The sequence below is a fragment of the Pseudomonas chlororaphis genome, from assembly GCF_001921865.1.
GTDB lineage: Bacteria > Pseudomonadota > Gammaproteobacteria > Pseudomonadales > Pseudomonadaceae > Aquipseudomonas > Aquipseudomonas chlororaphis_D.
The window spans coordinates 567,063-585,678 of record NZ_MSCT01000019.1; the positions used below are offsets into that span (position 1 = coordinate 567,063).

Annotated in this window: 16 protein-coding genes; 11 read left to right on the forward strand and 5 right to left on the reverse strand. The window is 64.4% G+C overall.

Translation table 11 applies throughout. The annotated features are described in order from the left end of the window. Positions 1 to 138 precede the first annotated feature (138 nt). The 6 genes from BTN82_RS22820 to BTN82_RS22845 are packed head-to-tail and all read left to right on the forward strand — an operon-like array spanning position 139 to position 6,893. Positions 139 to 861, forward strand: a complete 723-nt coding sequence (locus BTN82_RS22820) for an RDD family protein (protein WP_075121337.1) — start codon at positions 139 to 141, stop codon at positions 859 to 861. Continuing rightward, complete coding sequence (locus BTN82_RS22825; RefSeq protein ID WP_075121386.1) at positions 858 to 1,835, forward strand: stage II sporulation protein M; 978 nt, start codon at positions 858 to 860, stop codon at positions 1,833 to 1,835. The genes BTN82_RS22820 and BTN82_RS22825 overlap by 4 nt, the downstream gene beginning before the upstream one ends. Continuing rightward, positions 1,822 to 3,360, forward strand: coding sequence for a DUF4129 domain-containing protein (locus BTN82_RS22830; protein WP_075121338.1), 1,539 nt, complete (start codon positions 1,822 to 1,824; stop codon positions 3,358 to 3,360). The genes BTN82_RS22825 and BTN82_RS22830 overlap by 14 nt, the downstream gene beginning before the upstream one ends. Beyond that, on the forward strand, positions 3,357 to 4,520 hold the full coding sequence (locus tag BTN82_RS22835) for a DUF4350 domain-containing protein (protein ID WP_075121339.1): 1,164 nt from the start codon (positions 3,357 to 3,359) through the stop codon (positions 4,518 to 4,520). Before BTN82_RS22830 ends, BTN82_RS22835 begins: the two co-directional genes overlap by 4 nt. Then, positions 4,517 to 5,548 carry an AAA family ATPase gene (locus BTN82_RS22840; protein ID WP_075121340.1) on the forward strand — a complete coding sequence of 344 codons (1,032 nt, stop codon included), beginning with the start codon at positions 4,517 to 4,519 and terminating at the stop codon, positions 5,546 to 5,548. The genes BTN82_RS22835 and BTN82_RS22840 overlap by 4 nt, the downstream gene beginning before the upstream one ends. 13 nt (positions 5,549 to 5,561) lie before the next feature. After that, positions 5,562 to 6,893, forward strand: coding sequence for a DUF58 domain-containing protein (locus tag BTN82_RS22845; RefSeq protein WP_075121341.1), 1,332 nt, complete (start codon positions 5,562 to 5,564; stop codon positions 6,891 to 6,893). A 3-nt stretch (positions 6,894 to 6,896) separates the two neighbouring features. On the opposite strand, the gene BTN82_RS22850 is transcribed toward BTN82_RS22845, so the two are convergent. After that, the gene (locus BTN82_RS22850; protein ID WP_075121387.1) at positions 6,897 to 7,256 is read right to left on the reverse strand and encodes a PilZ domain-containing protein; all 360 of its coding nucleotides are present in this window, start codon (positions 7,254 to 7,256) and stop codon (positions 6,897 to 6,899) included. Positions 7,257 to 7,431: 175 nt separating this feature from the next. Continuing rightward, on the reverse strand, positions 7,432 to 7,806 hold the full coding sequence (locus BTN82_RS22855; protein ID WP_075121342.1) for a hypothetical protein: 375 nt from the start codon (positions 7,804 to 7,806) through the stop codon (positions 7,432 to 7,434). Between the two features lie 157 nt (positions 7,807 to 7,963). Between BTN82_RS22855 and pyk the strand changes: the two genes are divergently transcribed. Next, complete coding sequence (pyk, locus tag BTN82_RS22860; protein WP_075121343.1) at positions 7,964 to 9,415, forward strand: pyruvate kinase; 1,452 nt, start codon at positions 7,964 to 7,966, stop codon at positions 9,413 to 9,415. 173 nt (positions 9,416 to 9,588) lie between these two features. On the opposite strand, the gene BTN82_RS22865 is transcribed toward pyk, so the two are convergent. The 3 genes from BTN82_RS22865 to BTN82_RS22875 are packed head-to-tail and all read right to left on the reverse strand — an operon-like array spanning position 9,589 to position 12,405. Next, on the reverse strand, positions 9,589 to 10,338 hold the full coding sequence (locus tag BTN82_RS22865; protein ID WP_075121344.1) for an enoyl-CoA hydratase-related protein: 750 nt from the start codon (positions 10,336 to 10,338) through the stop codon (positions 9,589 to 9,591). A gap of 29 nt (positions 10,339 to 10,367) precedes the next feature. Next, a complete protein-coding gene (locus BTN82_RS22870) occupies positions 10,368 to 11,306 on the reverse strand; it encodes an iron-sulfur-binding ferredoxin reductase (RefSeq protein WP_075121345.1) in 939 nt (312 codons plus the stop codon). Next, entirely contained in the window at positions 11,299 to 12,405 is a 1,107-nt protein-coding gene (locus BTN82_RS22875) for a sensor domain-containing diguanylate cyclase (protein ID WP_075121346.1), read from the reverse strand. Before BTN82_RS22875 ends, BTN82_RS22870 begins: the two co-directional genes overlap by 8 nt. A 321-nt stretch (positions 12,406 to 12,726) precedes the next feature. On the opposite strand from BTN82_RS22875, the gene BTN82_RS22885 reads away from it, so the two are divergent. From BTN82_RS22885 to BTN82_RS22900, 4 genes are all read left to right on the forward strand, one after another. Next, positions 12,727 to 14,250: a fumarate hydratase gene (locus BTN82_RS22885; RefSeq protein ID WP_075121347.1), complete on the forward strand. Its 1,524-nt coding sequence runs from the start codon at positions 12,727 to 12,729 to the stop codon at positions 14,248 to 14,250. Between the two features lie 156 nt (positions 14,251 to 14,406). Further along, positions 14,407 to 15,408, forward strand: coding sequence for a hypothetical protein (locus BTN82_RS22890; RefSeq protein WP_075121348.1), 1,002 nt, complete (start codon positions 14,407 to 14,409; stop codon positions 15,406 to 15,408). A gap of 86 nt (positions 15,409 to 15,494) precedes the next feature. Beyond that, positions 15,495 to 17,261: an ATP-binding protein gene (locus BTN82_RS22895; protein ID WP_075121349.1), complete on the forward strand. Its 1,767-nt coding sequence runs from the start codon at positions 15,495 to 15,497 to the stop codon at positions 17,259 to 17,261. Continuing rightward, positions 17,255 to 18,589 carry a sigma-54-dependent transcriptional regulator gene (locus BTN82_RS22900; protein WP_075121350.1) on the forward strand — a complete coding sequence of 445 codons (1,335 nt, stop codon included), beginning with the start codon at positions 17,255 to 17,257 and terminating at the stop codon, positions 18,587 to 18,589. The genes BTN82_RS22895 and BTN82_RS22900 overlap by 7 nt, the downstream gene beginning before the upstream one ends. The last annotated feature ends 27 nt before the right edge of the window (positions 18,590 to 18,616 follow it).

Here is an 18,616-nt window from a genome sequence, read left to right on the forward strand (position 1 = left end):
CGGTCGCGGCCAGCCTTCCGGCGAATCAAGGGTAACCGCGCGCGTCACGCGGCACAGTTAATGATGTCGTTCGCCCCTCCGACACTGCTAGCATCAGGCGGGTCATCCATCGCCACCAGGCCAGCCATCACGTTGCCTATGTTCGAGACGACAGCACCGACAGGGAAAGCGTTGCCCCCGCCACTGGACACCCGGTATCAGGTTGAAACGCCCGAAGGCATCGACCTGCCGCTGCGGCCGGCGGGGCTGATGCCGCGTGCGCTGGCCTTCGCCATCGACCTGGGGTTTCGCGGCCTGATCCTTGGCGTGCTGTTTATTGCCTTGGGTTTTCTCGGTCAGCTCGGCATGGGGCTCGGCTCGATCCTGCTGTTCCTGGTCAGCTGGTGGTACATGGTGCTCTTCGAAGTGCTGAACCAGGGCTGCTCGCCGGGCAAGCACCTGATGGGGCTCAGGGTCGTGCAGGACGACGGTACGCCGATCGGCTGGGGCCCGTCGCTGACCCGCAACCTGCTGCGTTTTGTCGACATGCTGCCGTTCGGTTACTGCCTGGGCGCCCTCAGTTGCCTGCAACACCCGACCTTCAAGCGCCTTGGCGACCTGGCCGCCGGCACGCTGGTGATCTACCGCGAACGCCCCATGGCGCGGCCGACCTTGCCTGCCGCCGCTCCCAGAACCGCCCCCTTCGCCCTGAGCCTTGCCGAGCAGCGCGCTGTCTTGAGCTTCGCCGAACGCCAGGACCAACTGTCCAAAGAGCGCGCCGAAGAACTCGCCGGCCTGCTCGCCGAGCCCCTGCATGTCACGCCTGCCCAAGCTCGCGCCGAACTCAACGGCATCGCCCGCGGGCTGCTGGGGCCGACATGAAACAGAGCCTGTTCGAAAGCCGCCATCAAGCCTTGTGGCAACGCCTGCGCGAACAGCTCGACCGGCTGGAGCGCGGCCAGGCGACGCCCGACAGCTGTGCCCGCTTTCCCGAAGACTATCGCCGGTTGTGCCAGCATCTGGCCCTGGCCCGGGAGCGCGGCTACAGCAGTTTCCTGATCGATCCGTTGCAGCAACTGGCGCTGCGCGGCCACCAGCAGCTCTATCGCCAACGCAGCCCGCTGGGCGCCCGGGTCTTGGGGTTCGTCCTGGCAGGGTTCCCGCGGCTGGTGCGCGAACAATGGCGCTTCGTGTTGGCCGCCGGCCTGGTGTTCTTCGCCAGCCTGCTCGGCATCGGCTTGCTGGTATACCTGGTTCCCGAACTGATCTACAGCGTGCTCCGCCCGCAACAGGTGGCCGAGATGCAAGGCCTCTACGATCCGCACGCCAGTCGCCTGGGCCGGCTCGCCGACCGGGCCGCCGGGGAAGACTGGATGATGTTCGGCTACTACATCATGAACAACATCGGCATCGCCTTTCAGACCTTCGCCAGTGGCCTGCTGTTTGGCCTGGGGAGCCTGTTCTTCCTGTTCTTCAACGGCCTGACCATCGGCGCGGTGGCCGGCCACCTAACCCAGATCGGCTACGGCGCGACCTTCTGGTCGTTTGTCGTCGGCCACAGCGCCTTCGAGCTCAGCGCTATCGCCCTGGCCGGCGCCGCGGGGTTGAAACTGGGCTGGGCGCTGATCGCTCCCGGCCGCCTGCCCCGCGCAGAAGCCTTGCTGCTGGCCGCGCGCACCAGCGTGCAACTGATCTTCGGGGTGGTCCTGATGCTATTGATCGCCGCCTTTATCGAAGCCTATTGGTCCTCCCTGACCTGGCCCGCGGCCTGGATCAAATACCTGGTCGGCGGCATCTGCTGGCTGCTGCTCCTGGCCTACCTGACCTGCGCCGGACGTACTCATGCGCCTGAGTGAAGCCAGCGTCGTCATTCGCCCGCGCACGACCTGGGAAGCCATGGACCTGGGCGTGCTGTTGAGCCAGCGCCATCGACGCCTGCTGATGAGCAGTTGGGCGCTGATCACCCTGCCGGTGTTCGCCCTGCTCAGCCTGCTGCTGTGGGACTCGCCGACCTTGGCCCTGCTGCTGTTCTGGTGGCTCAAGCCGGCCTTCGAGCGATTGCCGCTGTACATCCTTTCCAAGGCCCTGTTCGGCGAAACCCCAACCTTGCGCCAGGCCCTGCGCCAATGGCCGCGCCTGCTCAAGCCGCAGTTGCTGGCCAGCCTGACCTGGCGACGCCTGAGCCTGAGCCGCAGCTTCATCATGCCGGTGACCCAGCTCGAAGGCCTGAGCGGCGAAGCGCGCCAGCAGCGCCTGCGAGTCTTGCAACAACGCAATGCCGGGGCCGCGCAGTGGCTGACCCTGATCGGCGTGCATCTGGAAGGGATCCTGTGGATCGGCCTGCTGGTGCTGTTCTATCTATTGCTGCCCCAGCAGATCGAGCTGGACTGGGACTGGCAGACCCTGATCGCCGCCGCCGAGCAGGACTGGCTCTGGCTCGAACACCTGACCAACGCCTTTTACGCCCTGGTCCTGATTGTCTGGGAGCCGGTGTACGTCGCTTGCGGCTTCAGCCTCTACCTCAATCGCCGCACGCTTCTGGAGGCCTGGGATATCGAACTGGTGCTGCGCCGCCTGCGCCAACGCTTGAGCACGGTGGCCCTGCTGCTGGTCCTGGGCAGCCTGAGCCTGTTACCGCTGGCGCCCGAAGCCTGGGCCGACGAGCCCGCCTCCGCCCCCGATAGCCCACGCCTGCTGGAGCAGCCGCTGACCAGCCAGGCGGCGAAAGACAGCATCCAGCAACTGCTCGAACAACCGCCGTTCAAGAACCCGCAGACCGTGACCCGCTACCGGTTCGACGAGGACAGCAGCAAGAGCGAAGAAGCATCCGAGCTGCCGGGCTGGCTCAAGGCCCTGACCGACCTGCTCGACCGCAGTGCCTTCGGCGCCGCGGCCAGGGTCCTGGAAGTTTTGCTCTGGGCGCTGTTGCTGGGGGCGCTGGCCTTGCTGGCGTGGCGTCATCGGGAGTGGTTGCGGGCCTTTGCCGGACGCCGCCCGCAGCCGGGCAAGTCAACGCCGCGCGCCGCGCCGCCACAGCTGTTTGGCCTCGACCTCAGCCCCGAAGCCTTGCCCGAGGATGTGGCCGCCGCTGCCGAGGCGCTCTGGCCGCAGCAACCGCGCGAAGCCCTCGGGCTGTTGTACCGCGCCCTGCTGAGCCGGCTCTTGCACGATTTCCGCCTGCCGCTGAAACCGGCGGACACCGAGGGCCAGGTCCTCGAACAGATCGAGGCTCTGCAACAACCGCAGTTGCAAGCGTTCAGCAGCAGCCTGACCCGACACTGGCAGAACCTGGCCTACGGTCATCGCCTGCCCCCGGCGCAATCGAAGCAGGAGCTGTGCGAAGGCTGGCGGGCGCTGTTCGGCCCCGGAGCGCCACGATGAACCGGCGCCTATTGCCGCTGCTCGCCCTGCTGGCCGCCGGCCTGCTCGCCGGCTTGTTGCTGTACCTCTACCTCAACGCCAGCCCCTACCAGGAAACCGTCGATCACGGCCCCTCGCCGCAGGCCCGCGCCAATCCTTACCTGGCGGCGGAAATGTTCCTGCGCCAGCGCGGCCTAAAGGTCCACCACGCCAATGGCCTGGAGGTGTTGCCGAACCTCAAGTCCGAACACCACAGCCTGTTGCTGCTGGGCGAGCGCTCGAACATGACGCCGCCGCAAGTCGAGCGGCTGCTGGACTGGGCCAGGGCCGGCGGACGCCTGCTGTTCGTCGCCGAAGCGCTGTGGAACAAGGAGGCCGGGCGCAGCGGCGACCTGCTGCTCGATCGCCTGCACCTGCGCCAGTTCCTCAGCAAGGACCTGAAGGCTCCCGCGCCCGACGCCGGCCAGGAGCCCTATCCGACACTGACCAAGCTCTATCTGGAAGACGAAGACGCACCGGCCTACGTCGGCTTCGACACCGCCTTTCACCTGGAAGACCCGGATAACCTCGCCCAGTCCTGGGCCAACAGCGCCCAGGCCACCCACATGATGCAACTGAGCTACGGCCAGGGCTCGATCACCGTGCTCACCGATGCCGAGATCTGGAAAACCCCGCTCATCGCCAAATACGACAACGCCTGGCTGCTCTGGTACCTGAGTGCCGACAGCGACGTCACCCTGCTGTTCGACACCGATCACGACAGCCTCTGGAGCCTGCTGCTGGAGTATTTCCCCCAGGCGCTGGTCGCCCTGGCGGCGTTGCTCGGCCTGTGGCTCTGGCATGTCGGCGTCCGCCAGGGGCCGATGCAGGCGCCCAGCCCCAAGGCCCGCCGCCAGCTGCGCGAACACCTGCAAGCCAGCGCCCGCTTCCTGTTGCGCCACACCGGCCAACAGGGGCTGCTGCACGCCCTGCGCCAGGACATCCTGCGCCGCGCCCAACACCGCCACCCCGGCTTCGAACAACTCTCGAGCGCCGAACAATCGCAAGTCCTCGCCCACCTCACCCGGCAACCGGACAGCACCATCAGCCAGGCCCTGGCTGCACCGTCGGAACAACGTCTTTCCAACGCCGACTTCAGCCGCCTCGTCACCCACCTGCAAACTCTCAGGAATGCCCTATGAGCGACCTTCCCGCCGAACCGCTTCCCGCTGCAGAGCCCAGTCACGGCCAAGCGCAAGCGCATGCCGCCCTGCAACGCCAGCGCGCCATTCAACTGGCCCAGGCCCTGCGCCACGAACTGCAAAAGGCGGTGATCGGCCAGGAAGCCGTGATCGACGACGTGCTTACCGCGCTGATCGCCGGCGGCCACGTGCTGCTCGAAGGCGTGCCCGGGCTGGGCAAGACGTTGCTGGTGCGCGCCCTGGCCCGCTGCTTTGGCGGCGAATTCGCGCGCATCCAGTTCACCCCTGACCTGATGCCCAGCGACGTCACCGGCCACGCGGTCTACGACCTGCAGAGCGAGCAATTCAAGCTGCGCAAGGGCCCACTGTTCACCCATCTGCTGCTGGCCGACGAGATCAACCGCGCGCCGGCCAAGACCCAGGCCGCGCTGCTCGAAGCCATGCAGGAACGCCAGGTCACCCTCGAAGGCCGGGCCCTGCCCATTCCCCAGCCTTTCATGGTGCTGGCCACGCAGAACCCGATCGAACAGGAAGGCACCTACCCGCTGCCAGAAGCCGAACTCGACCGCTTCATGCTCAAGCTGCGCATGGATTACCCGGACAGCGACCAGGAGCTGGACATGGTCCGTCAGGTCACCCGTTCGCCCCGCGCCGACATGCTCGACGTGCAACCGTTGCGCACCCTGCTGCAAGCCAAGGACGTGCTGGCCCTGCAACGGATCGCCAGCGACCTGCCGCTGGACGAACAGGTACTCGACTACGCCGTACGGCTGGCCCGGGCCACCCGCAGCTGGCCGGGGCTGACCCTCGGCGCCGGGCCGCGCGCCTCCATCGCCCTGGTGCGCGGCGCACGGTCCAGGGCCTTGCTGCGCGGCGGCGAGTTCGTCATTCCGGACGACATCAAGGGCTGCGCCCTGGCCGTGCTGCGCCATCGCGTGCGGATCGCCCCGGAGCTGGATATCGAAGGCCTGTCGGTGGAGCACGTGCTCAAGCAACTGCTCGACCAAGTGCCAGCACCGCGATTGTGAGCCCGGCGAACCGATGAAACCCTCACGCCTGTTTCTGACCTGGCTCGGCGTATTGCTGGCGCTGGACCTGCTGCTCGGCGCCGTGCGCGCCCTGGGCGTGGCCGTCCCGGCAAGCCTGCAGGCGATCGCCTGGGGCCTGCTCCTGGCCCTGGCGCTGCTGGCGGTGCTCGATGCTGTCAGGCTCAGGCGCCTGCCGTCGCCCCAGTTGCAGCGCCAACTGCCCGGCAGCCTGCCGCTGGGCCGCTGGAGCGACGTGCGCCTCGAGGTTGCTCACGACCTCAGCCAAGCGCTGACGCTGACCCTGTTCGATCACGTGCCCGACGGCCTGGAGGTCGAACACCTGCCGCAGTCGCTGCTGCTGGAACCCGGCCAGTGCCAACAGCTCGGCTATCGGCTGCGTCCGCTCAAGCGCGGCCATTTCAACTTCGAATGCTGCGAGGTCGGCCTGCCCAGCCCGCTGGGCCTGTGGTCTGCGCGCCGATTGCTGAAGCTCAACGACAGTACCCGGGTCTACCCGGACTTCGCCCGCCTCTATGGCGCCCGGCTGCTGGCCGTCGACAACTGGCTCAACGGTATCGGCGTACGCCAGCAGCCACGGCGCGGCCTGGGCCTGGAGTTCAATCAGCTGCGCGAGTTTCGCGAGGGCGACAGCCTGCGGCAGATCGACTGGAAAGCCACCGCCCGGCAACGCACGCCGATCGCCCGCGAATACCAGGACGAACGCGACCAGCAGATTGTCTTCCTGCTCGACTGCGGCCGCCGCATGCGCAGCCACGACGGCGAGCTTGCACACTTCGACCATGCGCTCAATGCCTGCCTGCTGCTCAGTTATGTGGCCTTGCGCCAGGGCGACGCGGTCGGTCTGTGCACCTTTGCCGGCGAACGCCAACGCTACCTGGCGCCGGTCAAGGGCGCGGGCCAGTTGAGTGCCTTGCTCAACAGCGTCTACGACCTGGACAGCAGCCAACGCAGCGCCGACTTCCAGGCCGCCGCCAGCGAACTCTTGGCCCGGCAGAAACGCCGCGCCCTGGTGGTGCTGGTCACCAACCTGCGGGACGAAGACGACGAAGAACTGCTGACCGCCCTCAAGCGCCTCGGGCGCCAGCATCGAGTGCTGGTGGCCAGCCTGCGCGAGGAAGTACTCGACGAGTTGCGCCACGCGCCGGTGGGCGACTTGACCGAGGCCCTGGCCTACTGCGGCACGATCAACTACCTGAATGCCCGGGCCGACCTGCATGAACGCCTGAGCGCCCAGGGCGTCGCCCTGCTCGATGTACGGCCGGGCGAACTGGGGGCGGAGCTGGTGACCCGCTACCTGGGCTGGAAAAAGGCCGGAGCGCTGTAGGTTTCAGGCAGAGGTCTGCAGCGGATAAAAACTGAAATAGTTGCGCAGGGCCGCCACCAGCTCGCGGTACTCGGGAGGCGCGCTGAGCAGGACGAAACCGGCGTCGTAATGATGGGGCGTGACGTCTTCATGGCACCAGCGGCAGGCGGCGATGATATCGATCGTCTGCGCACGACCGTCGACTCCCGGAGCCGTCAGGCGCAGCTCGAAATCGGCGCCGACCAGCATCGGTAACTGGCTGATGAGCATCAGCCCGTCTTCGGAGACATTGCCCAGGTAACCGATCGGGCGATCGGTCAGGCGATTGGAAACTTTCAGAAAACACGGCAACTGGTGCCGCTCGATCCGCCGCTCGGTGAACATGTCGTGCATCGCTATGAAATGACCATTCAGCATGGCCGCACTAGGGCTTTGCAAAGGCTGCCGGAACAGGGTCCCCCGAAGGGTTTCGACCCCGACCCGGCCATTTTAGAAACAAAGCTCTAAAACTGACCAGCCAAATTTCGCTCAATGCCTGCCTATTGGATGACGAATGTCATTACAACGCGGTCGGACGCGCCTGGGCAGTGCTGCGCGAAGGGTAGTGCCCCAGTTGCTGGAGGGTTTCCAGGCGGGCGCGGGCGCGGTAGGCATATTCGCTGTTCGGGTGCTCGGTAATGATGAACTGGTAGGTCTGCGCGGCATCGAGGAAGAGTTTCTGCCGTTCCAGGCACTGCCCGCGCAGCATCGATACCTCGGGCTGGATGTAACGGCGCGAGCGGCTCGTGCGGTCGACCTGGCTCAGTTCGAGCATCACCCGTTCGCAGTTGCCGGCGTCATAGGCACGGTAGGCCGTGTTCAGATGATGGTCCATCGACCAGCGGGTACAGCCGACAACACTGACGGCCAGGGCAGCAATGAGCACGAATCGCATGGGGGTTCTCCTGTCTTGCGCAGGTTATCGACCCGCGTTGGAAAATCTTCAGGAATGTTCGTTTAAAGAAACAAACGAATAAGTAGTGCAAACGAACAATGACTACAGCAACGGAGCATAGTAGCCTCTCGTTGCGCTTGAACTCAGGAGTCTTTGCATGTCCGTCCGTCGTACCAAAATCGTCGCTACCCTTGGCCCGGCCAGTAACTCGCCGGAAGTTCTCGAACAGCTGATTCTGGCTGGCCTGGACGTCGCCCGCCTGAACTTCTCCCACGGCACCCCGGACGAGCACAAGGCTCGCGCCAAGCTGGTACGTGACCTGGCTGCCAAGCACGGGCGCTTCGTCGCGCTGCTGGGCGACCTGCAAGGCCCGAAAATCCGTATCGCCAAATTCGCCAACAAGCGCATTGAGCTGAAGATCGGTGACGCGTTCACCTTCTCCACCAGCCACCCGCTGACCGAAGGCAACCAGCAAGTCGTGGGCATCGACTACCCGGACCTAGTCAAGGACTGCGGCGTGGGTGACGAACTGCTGCTCGACGACGGCCGTGTGGTGATGCGCGTTGAAACCGCGACCGCCACCGAGCTGCATTGCGTGGTGACCATCGGCGGCCCGCTGTCGGACCACAAAGGCATCAACCGTCGCGGCGGCGGCCTGACCGCCCCCGCCCTGACCGAAAAAGACAAGGCCGACATCAAGCTCGCCGCCGAAATGGAAGTCGACTACCTCGCCGTGTCCTTCCCGCGCGACGCCGCCGACATGGAATACGCCCGCCAACTGCGCGACGAAGCCGGCGGCACCGCCTGGCTGGTGGCGAAGATCGAACGCGCCGAAGCCGTGGCCGACGACGAAACCCTCGACGGCCTGATCAAGGCCTCCGACGCCGTGATGGTGGCCCGTGGCGACCTGGGCGTGGAAATCGGCGACGCTGAACTGGTGGGCATCCAGAAGAAAATCATTCTGCACGCACGCCGCCACAACAAGGCGGTGATCGTGGCGACCCAGATGATGGAGTCGATGATCCAGAACCCGATGCCGACCCGAGCCGAAGTGTCCGACGTGGCCAACGCCGTGCTCGACTACACCGACGCCGTGATGCTCTCGGCCGAAAGTGCTGCCGGCCAATATCCGCTGGAAGCGGTCCAGGCCATGGCGCGGATCTGCGTCGGCGCCGAAAAGCACCCGACCAGCAAGACCTCCAGCCACCGTATCGGCAAAGAGTTCGAGCGCTGCGACGAGAGCATTGCGCTGGCGACCATGTACACCGCCAACCACTTCCCGGGCGTGAAAGCGATCATCGCCTTGACCGAAAGCGGCTACACCCCGCTGATCATGTCGCGCATCCGTTCCTCGGTGCCGATCTACGCGTTCACCCCGCACCGCGAAGCCCAGGCCCGCGCGGCCATGTTCCGCGGCGTGTACACCATCCCGTTCGACCCGGCTTCGCTGGCGCCGAACGAAGTCAGCCAGAGGGCGATCGACGAGCTGGTCAAGCGCGGTGTCGTGGTGAAAGGCGACTGGGTGATCCTGACCAAGGGCGACAGCTACCACACCACCGGCGGCACCAACGGCATGAAGATCCTGCACGTTGGCGACCCGATGGTCTGATTCGCCTGACGCTGCAATAAAAGCCCCGCCGTGCAAACGGCGGGGCTTTTTTATTGCCCCTGCAGCAGCGAGCGGGCGGCGATCCGTCGTGCCCGCGATCCACGCAGCGGCCAGCCATCGCGATGCCCGAATGGACGCAATCGCGAGCAAGCTTCGCTGCTACAGGATCGCGTTCAGCCTTTGGCCAGGAACCCCGACAAGGCAGCCAACGCTTCCGGCGAATGCAGGCGCTGGGTGAACAGCGCGCCCTCCTCCGCGATCACCTTGAGCAATTGCTCGCGATCCGGTGCGCGCATCAGCTGTTTACTGCTCTGCACCGCCTGCGGCGCCAGCTTCTCGAAACGCAGCGCCATCTCCCGGGCCTTGGCCAGGGTCGCCACACCATCGTCCAAGGCCATATTGGCAATGCCCCATTGCGCCGCCTGCTCACCACTGAAACCTTCGCCCAGCAGCAACAGTTCGGCAGCCCGGGCCGGCCCGAGCAAGCGCGGCAGGATCAGGCTGGAACCGAACTCGGGGCATAGCCCCAGATTGACGAACGGCATGCGCAAACGAGCATCGCGGCTGACATACACCAGGTCGCAATGCAGCAACAGGGTGGTGCCGATCCCCACCGCCGGGCCGGCCACCGCGGCAACCACCGGCTTGCGGCACTCCAGCAGGCTGAGCATGAACTGGAAGGGGGGGCTGTCGAGCCCGGTGGGCGGCTGCTGGAGGAAGTCGGAGATATCGTTGCCAGCAGTGAAGCAGTCGCTGCTGCCGCTGATCAGTACCGCGCGGATCTGCGGATCGCTGTCGGCCTGGCGCAGGCCTTCGGCCAACTGGCCGTACATGGCGCGGGTCAGGGCATTCTTCTTGTCCGGGCGGTTCAGGCGCAGGCTCAGCAAGCCGCCTTCGCGTTCAAACAGGATGGTATCGGTCATGGGAGGTCTCGCTCAGGACGGATCAGCGCTCAACCACGGGGCAGGAATACGTCGGCCAGCAGTTGATTGCGCGGCAGCCCCGCCAAATACAGACGCCTGGCGAACGCATCGACGCTGTCGGGGTGCCCGCAGAGTAAAGCCTGGGTTTGCCGCGAAACAAGCCGCAGTTGCGCCAAAGCCGCTGGCAGCTCGGTCGCGGTCAGCAGCTCGACCTCAAGGTTGGCGCGGCTCGCCGCCAGCGCCGCCAAGGGCTTGGCCAGATAATGCTCGCTGGTGTCATGGGCCAGGTGAATGACGCGGATGGCACCCTGATGATCCTGGCGCAAGGCCTCGCGCAAGATCCCGAACAATGGCGCCAATCCGGTGCCCGCCGCCAGCAGCCAGAGCGGTCGGGTTTGCCAGTCCGGGTCGTAATGCAACGCCCCGCCGCGCAGCTCACCCAGGCGCACCGAATCGCCGGGCTTGAGCTGGCGCGCCACGTCGCAGAACGCCCCCGGCCGGCGGCAATCGAGGTGGAATTCGAGAAAGCGGTCCTCGCCGGGCAGGCTTGCCAGGGAGTACGGACGCGCTACGCCAGAGGCTGTCCACAGCACCAGATGCTGGCCGGCCTGATAACGCAGGTTGCGCTCCGGCCGCAAACGCAGGCGCAGCACCGTCGCCGACAACCAGTCCGCGCCGACCACTTCGGCCGGCATGCCGTCGCGCAGCGGGTCATACGTTTGTACCCGCAGGTCTTCCACCACCTGGCACTGGCAAGCCAGCCGCCAACCGCGCTGGCGTTGTTCGTCGCTCAGGGCATCGGGGCGGTTGTCGCTGGGCAGCCCTTCGATGCAGTGCACCAGGCAGGCGTGGCAGCTCCCGGCACGGCAGCTGTAAGGCACCGAGACACCGGCCTGATTCAAGGCATCGAGCAGGTTGCTGCCAGCGGCCACCGACCACTGCCGCTCACCGACACGCAGCTCAGGCATCGATGTTTTCCCAAGCCGCGGCGCAGCGGTTACGCCCGTCGCGCTTGGCCCGGTACAGCGCCTGGTCGGCGCGCTGCAAGGCGGCGTCCAGGTCGTCGCCCAACTCCACCAGGGTCATGCCGACGGAAAGGCTCAGGCCCGGCACCTCGATCCCGATCAGTTGGGCGTCCATGAACGCCATGCGCAAACGCTCGCAACAGGAGGTCAGGCGCTCGGGATCGCAGTCGGGCAACAACATGACAAACTCCTCGCCGCCGTAGCGGGCCAATACGTCGCCATCGCGCAAACAGGCGCTGGCCACCGCGGCGAAGGCCTGCAGCACCTGGTCGCCCGCCGCATGGCCGTGCACGTCGTTGATCCGCTTGAAGTGGTCGAGATCGATCAGCGCCAGGCCATGCATCTGCTCGAGATTCATCGCATGCAACTCGCGCGACGCCAGGCGCAGGAAGTGCCGTCGATTGTACAGGCCGGTCAGCTCGTCGGTGGCGACCAGGTCTTCCAGCTGCCGCATCATCCCGCGCAAAGTGTCCTGATGCGCCTGCAAGGCAAAGCGCCGTTGCCGCATGCGCTGCCGGGAAGCCTGCACGTAGCTGGCATACAGGCACAGCCAGGCCAGCACCACGAACAGCACGCCCACCTGCAAGGCCGCAAGCTTCGGGTCGGCCAGCTGGAAGTGGTAGCCGTCCCACAGGGTGAGCCCGGCAAAGCCGACGAAGACGCATAACGCGCAGCGCACGAAGGCCCTGCGCGAAAGATGGAACAGGCCGAACAGCAGCGTCAGCAGGTAAAACACCAGAAAGGTGCCACGCGCCGCATCGAGATGGGCCAGCAGCCAGGTCTGCCAACCGATGCCCAGCAGGATCTGGATCTCGGTCAGGCTCGGATCGCGAAAGCGCAGGTTGCGCCCGGACAGGAACAGCCAGAGCAACACCGCCTGGCTGAGTGCCACCAAGCCGGTATCGATCAGCGCCGAACGCACCGAGGCCGAATAGTAGCCGCACAAAAGGGTCAGCCAGAGCAGCAGCAACGCCAGTCCATAGGTACCTGCCGCAAGGACGAAGCGCTTGAGTAAAAGACTCTGGATAGCGTTATGGGTCAATCGTTGACTCACCATGCGAAAGGGGGCTTTAAAGAGTTTCCTACCCTACAGGCCACTTGCCACTTTAGTGGTGTCGCCAAAAAATAACTATCCCATTTTGCGCCCGCCCGACCCCAGGCATCGCCCGCCTGGCGTTTCGGGCATGCGACTTTGGTTTGACTGCCGGCGCGTGTGCCCTGCGGCAAGGCGCGGTATACTGCCGCGCCTTTTTAGCGTCGCGCCAGTGTGTCCGGCGTGCCTTGAAGGTGCTTGCAACCGACCGATGCACCCAAGCTGCAAGCACCTTATTAAATGTTCCCGTCTTTTAGAGGAGCGCGACTCATGACCGTGATCAAGCAAGACGACCTGATTCAGAGCGTTGCCGACGCCCTGCAATTCATTTCCTATTACCACCCCGTGGACTTCATCCAGGCGATGCACGAAGCCTACCTGCGCGAAGAATCGCCAGCGGCCCGTGACTCCATGGCGCAGATCCTGATCAACTCGCGCATGTGCGCCACCGGCCACCGCCCGATCTGCCAGGACACCGGTATCGTCACCGTATTCGTACGCGTGGGCATGGACGTGCGCTGGGACGGCGCGACCATGGGCCTGGACGACATGATCAACGAAGGCGTGCGTCGCGCTTACAACCTGCCGGAAAACGTCCTGCGGGCCTCGATCCTCGCCGACCCGGCGGGTGCGCGCAAGAACACCAAGGACAACACCCCGGCGGTCATCCACTACTCCATCGTCCCGGGCAACACCGTGGAAGTGGACGTGGCGGCCAAGGGCGGCGGCTCCGAGAACAAGTCGAAGATGGCCATGCTCAACCCGTCCGACTCGATCGTCGACTGGGTGCTCAAGACCGTTCCGACCATGGGCGCCGGCTGGTGCCCGCCGGGCATGCTCGGCATCGGCATCGGCGGTACCGCCGAGAAGGCCGCGGTGATGGCCAAGGAAGTGTTGATGGAGTCCATCGACATTCACGAGCTGAAGGCCCGCGGCCCACAGAACCGCATCGAAGAAATGCGCCTGGAGCTGTTCGACAAGGTCAACCAGCTGGGCATCGGCGCCCAGGGCCTGGGCGGCCTGACCACCGTGCTCGACGTGAAGATCATGGACTACCCGACCCACGCCGCCTCCCTGCCGGTGTGCATGATCCCGAACTGCGCCGCCACCCGCCACGCGCACTTCGTGCTCGACGGCTCGGGCCCTGCCGCCCTGGAAGCGCCGCCGCTGGACGCCTACCCGGAAATCGTCTGGGAAGCCGGCCCGTCGGCCCGTCGCGTCAACCTCGACACCCTGACCCCGGAAGAAGTGCAGAGCTGGAAGCCGGGCGAAACCGTCCTGCTCAACGGCAAGATGCTCACCGGCCGCGATGCCGCGCACAAGCGCATGGTCGAGATGCTGAACAAGGGCGAAACCCTGCCGGTGGACCTCAAGGGTCGCTTCATCTACTACGTCGGCCCGGTCGATCCGGTCGGTGACGAAGTGGTAGGCCCGGCCGGCCCGACCACCGCTACGCGCATGGACAAGTTCACCCGGCAGATCCTCGAGCAGACCGGCCTCTTGGGCATGATCGGCAAGTCCGAGCGCGGCCCGACCGCGATCGAGGCGATCAAGGACAGCAAGGCCGTGTACCTGATGGCCGTCGGCGGCGCCGCCTACCTGGTGGCCCAGGCGATCAAGAAGTCCAAGGTCCTGGCCTTCGCCGAACTGGGCATGGAAGCGATCTACGAGTTCGAAGTCAAAGACATGCCGGTCACTGTCGCGGTCGACAGCAAAGGCGAGTCGGTGCACATCACCGGTCCAGCCATCTGGCAGAAGAAGATCAGTGAAAGCCTGGCGGTAGAAGTGCAGTAAGCCCCGTCAGCGTTAATACCAAGCCCGACTTCAGTCGGGCTTGCTCGTTCAAGGATGAACGTTCAGAGAGATAGCAAGTAGTTATTGCTCTGCACCAGGCACATCGCTTGAGCCAATTAAAATTCTGGGGTCAAACCTGCGAATTGGAGTCTTGCAATGCTGTGTCCCGTAAAGCCAAATAACCCTAAAAGTTTTGAAGAGCACTTCAAGACGATATTTTCCGAAGAAAAACGAAAAACCTACTATGCAATCGCCACGACCATGGCCGTCATGCTCTTCTTTCTTTACTTCACTCACATCAACTACACACCAAAGCTTTCTATAACAGACTCCACAATATTGGTGTTTTCTGCAATTTTCATTGGACTTGGTTTCACACTTTGCTTATTAGGATTATTCATCCTTCCAACCTTGATATGGAAAGAGTTCCTCCAAGGAATCCTGATCGAAAAAAAGAAAGCCTTCTGCTATCTGCTCAGCCGTCAGACCATCCCATTGTCAGGCTTGATTACCCTGGGCCCATGCCTGCTACTCGATACAGATCTGCACCAATACCTGGTCATAGGGTTAATTTCCTTGATCCTGATCTGGGTGACCTGGCTGGCTGTGAATGTTGATGCCCTGTGGAAAAACCTGCAAGCAGCGGCAATCAATACTATTGTCATGCTCGTTTGCTTCGCCATACTCATCTATATCGCCAAACATGGTGTAGAAGATATAAAAGACCCAGAAAACAAAAATTCTCTCGCTACGATCTATCTTTTTGGAGGCGTGCTGGCAATCCTGCTTTTCAACACATTTTCGTCTTCAATAGGCACACTCAACATACAAGAAACATTAGTCCTCGGACTGGTACTGATGTGCGTTATATTTGGCGGCACCCAAAGCTGGGCGATGATTCCAAAAGGCGTCATGCACCAGCTTGGCCTTGGTAGTTTCAGGGCCAACCAACTACTGATCAGCGGTGACCTCTGTATATTTTTCAAAGACGAGCCGTCTTTAAAGATACTGAACGAAAAACCAAAGCTCTGTGCACTGGACCACCCATGGATTTTATGGAGTGGAGAGGAGGCCATTTTAATTCGCATCAAAGACATTAAGCACGCCATCCCTAGGAGTGACGCAAAGTTGCTTTCATACGATGTTAAAAAGATCTAACTCTTGAACGAGAATTCCATGCGCTGAGACTTAAAAGCGACATCCTCATGCTATCGTGCAGACCTCAAAAATCCAGTCTGCCTAGCATGCTTATCAATTTCCGATTTGTACGCCTGACCCTCTACTCACTGTTGATCATTACGGGGGCTATACTCGCGGCCGCCTTGGCCACACGTCATGCTGAACGCCAAGCCTTGGTGGATGACATCGCCCGCGCCAATCAGCAACTGGCGCTCTATGCCAATTCCCTGCACACCCTGATCGAACGCTATCGTGCCCTGCCCGCCGTGCTGGCGCTGGACCCGGAACTGCGCTCGGCGCTCAAGGGCCCGGTCGGCGCGGAGCAGCAGGACGCCCTGAACCGCAAGCTGGAACAGATCAACGGCGCCGCCCGCTCCTCCACCCTGGAGCTGCTGGACCACACCGGGCTCGCCGTGGCCGCCAGCAACTGGCGCCTGCCCAACAGCTACGTCGGCCACAACTATGGTTTCCGCCCCTACTTCAGCCAGACCCGCAGCCAGGGCAGCGGACGCTTCTATGCCGTGGGCGTCACCAGCGGCATCCCCGGCTATTTCCTTTCCAGCGCGGTCAAGGACGAACAGGAACAGTTCCTCGGCGCCATGGTGGTGAAACTGGAATTTCCCGAACTGGAACGCGAATGGAGCCAGGGCAGCGACACCCTGCTGGTCAGCGATGCCCGCGGCATCATATTCATTGCCAACCAGCCCGGTTGGCGCTATCGCCAGTTACGTCCGCTGTCGGACAGCGACCGCGCCGAACTCAAGGCCACCCGGCAATACGACAAGCAGCTGCTGACCCCGCTCGAGCATCGCCCGCTGCGGCGCTTTGACGACAACAGTTCGCTGACCCGGGTCGAAGGGCCGGACGGCAGCGTCGACTACCTGTGGGAATCCCTGCCCCTGGCCGCCGAAGGCTGGACCCTGCATTTGCTGCGCCGCCCGCAGATTGCCTTCGAGGACCGGCGCAATGCCGGGCTGGCCGCGGCCGGCGCCTGGCTGACCCTGGTGTTCCTGCTGCTGTTCCTCAGCCAGCGCTGGCGCCTGGCCAGGTTGCGCCAACGCAGCCGCGAAGAACTCGAACGCCTGGTCGAGGAGCGCACCCGCGACCTGCGCACCGCCCAGGACGGCCTGGTGCAGTCGGCCAAGCTGGCCGCGCTGGGGCAGATGTCGGCGGCGCTGGCCCACGAAATCAACCAGCCCCTGACCACCCAGCGCATGCAGCTGGCCACCCTGCGCCTGCTGCTTGACCACGGCCGGGTCGACGAGGCCTACCGGGCCCTGAAACCGCTGGACGACATGCTGACGCGCATGGCCAGCCTCACCGGCCATCTGAAAACCTTCGCCCGCAAGAGCCCCAGCGGCCTGCGCGAGCGCCTGGACCTGGCGGCCGTGGTCGACCAGGCGCTGCAACTGCTGGATACCCGGCTGCGCGACGAACAGATCGACACGCGCCTGCAACTGACGCGCCCGGCCTGGGTACGCGGCGACGCCATACGCCTGGAGCAGGTGCTGATCAACCTGCTGCGCAACGCCCTGGACGCCATGCGCGACAAACCTCTCAAGCAACTGCAGATCCGCCTCGAAGCCGATCAGCAGCTGTGGAGCCTGAGCGTCATCGACAGCGGCGGCGGCATCGCCGAAGCGCATCTGCCGAACGTCTTCGATCCGTTCTTCACCACCAAGCCGGTGGGCGACGGCCTGGGCCTGGGCCTAGCCGTGTCCTACGCTATCGTCCACGAGCTCGGCGGACGCCTGAGCGCCGGCAACCAGGACCAGGGGGCGATTTTCACCCTGAGCCTGCCCATCGACCTGGAGGCCCATATCCCATGCTGAATTCGGTGATGCTGGTGGACGACGAAGCCAGCATTCGCAGCGCCGTCGAACAATGGCTGAGCCTGTCGGGCTTCGAGGTGCAGCTGTTCAGCCGCGCCGAGGATTGCCTGGCCCGGCTGCCCAGGGACTTCCCCGGGGTGCTCCTCAGCGATGTGCGCATGCCCAGCATGAGCGGCCTGGAACTGCTCAAAGAGGTGCAGCAACGCGATGCCGACCTGCCGGTGATCCTGCTGACCGGCCACGGCGATGTGCCGATGGCGGTCGAAGCGATGCGCGACGGTGCCTACGACTTCCTGGAAAAACCCTTCAGCCCGGAAACCCTGCTGAGCAGCCTGCGCCGGGCCCTCGACAAACGCGGCCTGGTCCTGGAGAACCGGCGCCTGCACGAGCAGGCCGATACCCGGGAGAAAATCGACTCCACCCTGTTGGGCGTGTCCCGGGCCTTGCAGACCCTGCGGCGCCAGGTGGTCGACCTCGCGGCGCTGCCGGTCAATGTACTGATCCGCGGCGAAACCGGCAGCGGCAAGGAACTGGTCGCCCGCTGCCTGCACGACTTCGGGCCGCGCGCCGACAAGCCCTTTGTCGCCCTGAACTGCGCGGCGATCCCCGAGCAACTGTTCGAGGCCGAGCTGTTCGGTCATGAAAGCGGCGCCTTCACCGGCGCCCAGGGCAAGCGCGTCGGCAAGCTGGAATACGCCGACGGCGGCACCCTGTTTCTCGATGAGATCGAAAGCATGCCGCTGGCCCAGCAGGTCAAGCTGCTGCGCGTGTTGCAGGAGCAGAAACTCGAACGCCTGGGCTCCAACCAGAGCATCCAGGTCGATCTGCGGATCGTTGCCGCAACCAAACCGGACCTCCTGGACGAGGCCCGCGCCGGACGCTTTCGAGAAGACTTGGCCTACCGCCTGAACGTCGCGCAACTGCGCCTGCCGCCGCTGCGCGAGCGGCGCGAAGACATTGCGCAGCTGTACGAACATTTCGCCCAGGCCGCCGCCGAGCGCCTGGGCCGCAGCGTTGCGCCCCTCGGCGGCGCGCAATTGAGCCGCCTGCTCGGGCACGACTGGCCGGGCAACGTACGCGAACTGGCCAACTTCGCCGAACGCCAGGTGCTCGGCCTGGGCGAACCCGAGCCCGAAACCATCGAACCCGGCCAATCCCTGGCGGCACAACAGGAAGCCTTCGAGGCGCAATGCCTGCGCGCCGCGCTGACCCGGCACAAAGGCGATATCAAGGCGGTGCTGGCCGAACTGCAACTGCCGCGCCGTACCTTCAACGAGAAGATGCAGCGCCATGGATTGGCGCGGGAGATGTTTCTCGGCGAGGAGTGAAACCGGAGGAGCTGTTTTATCCGGGCC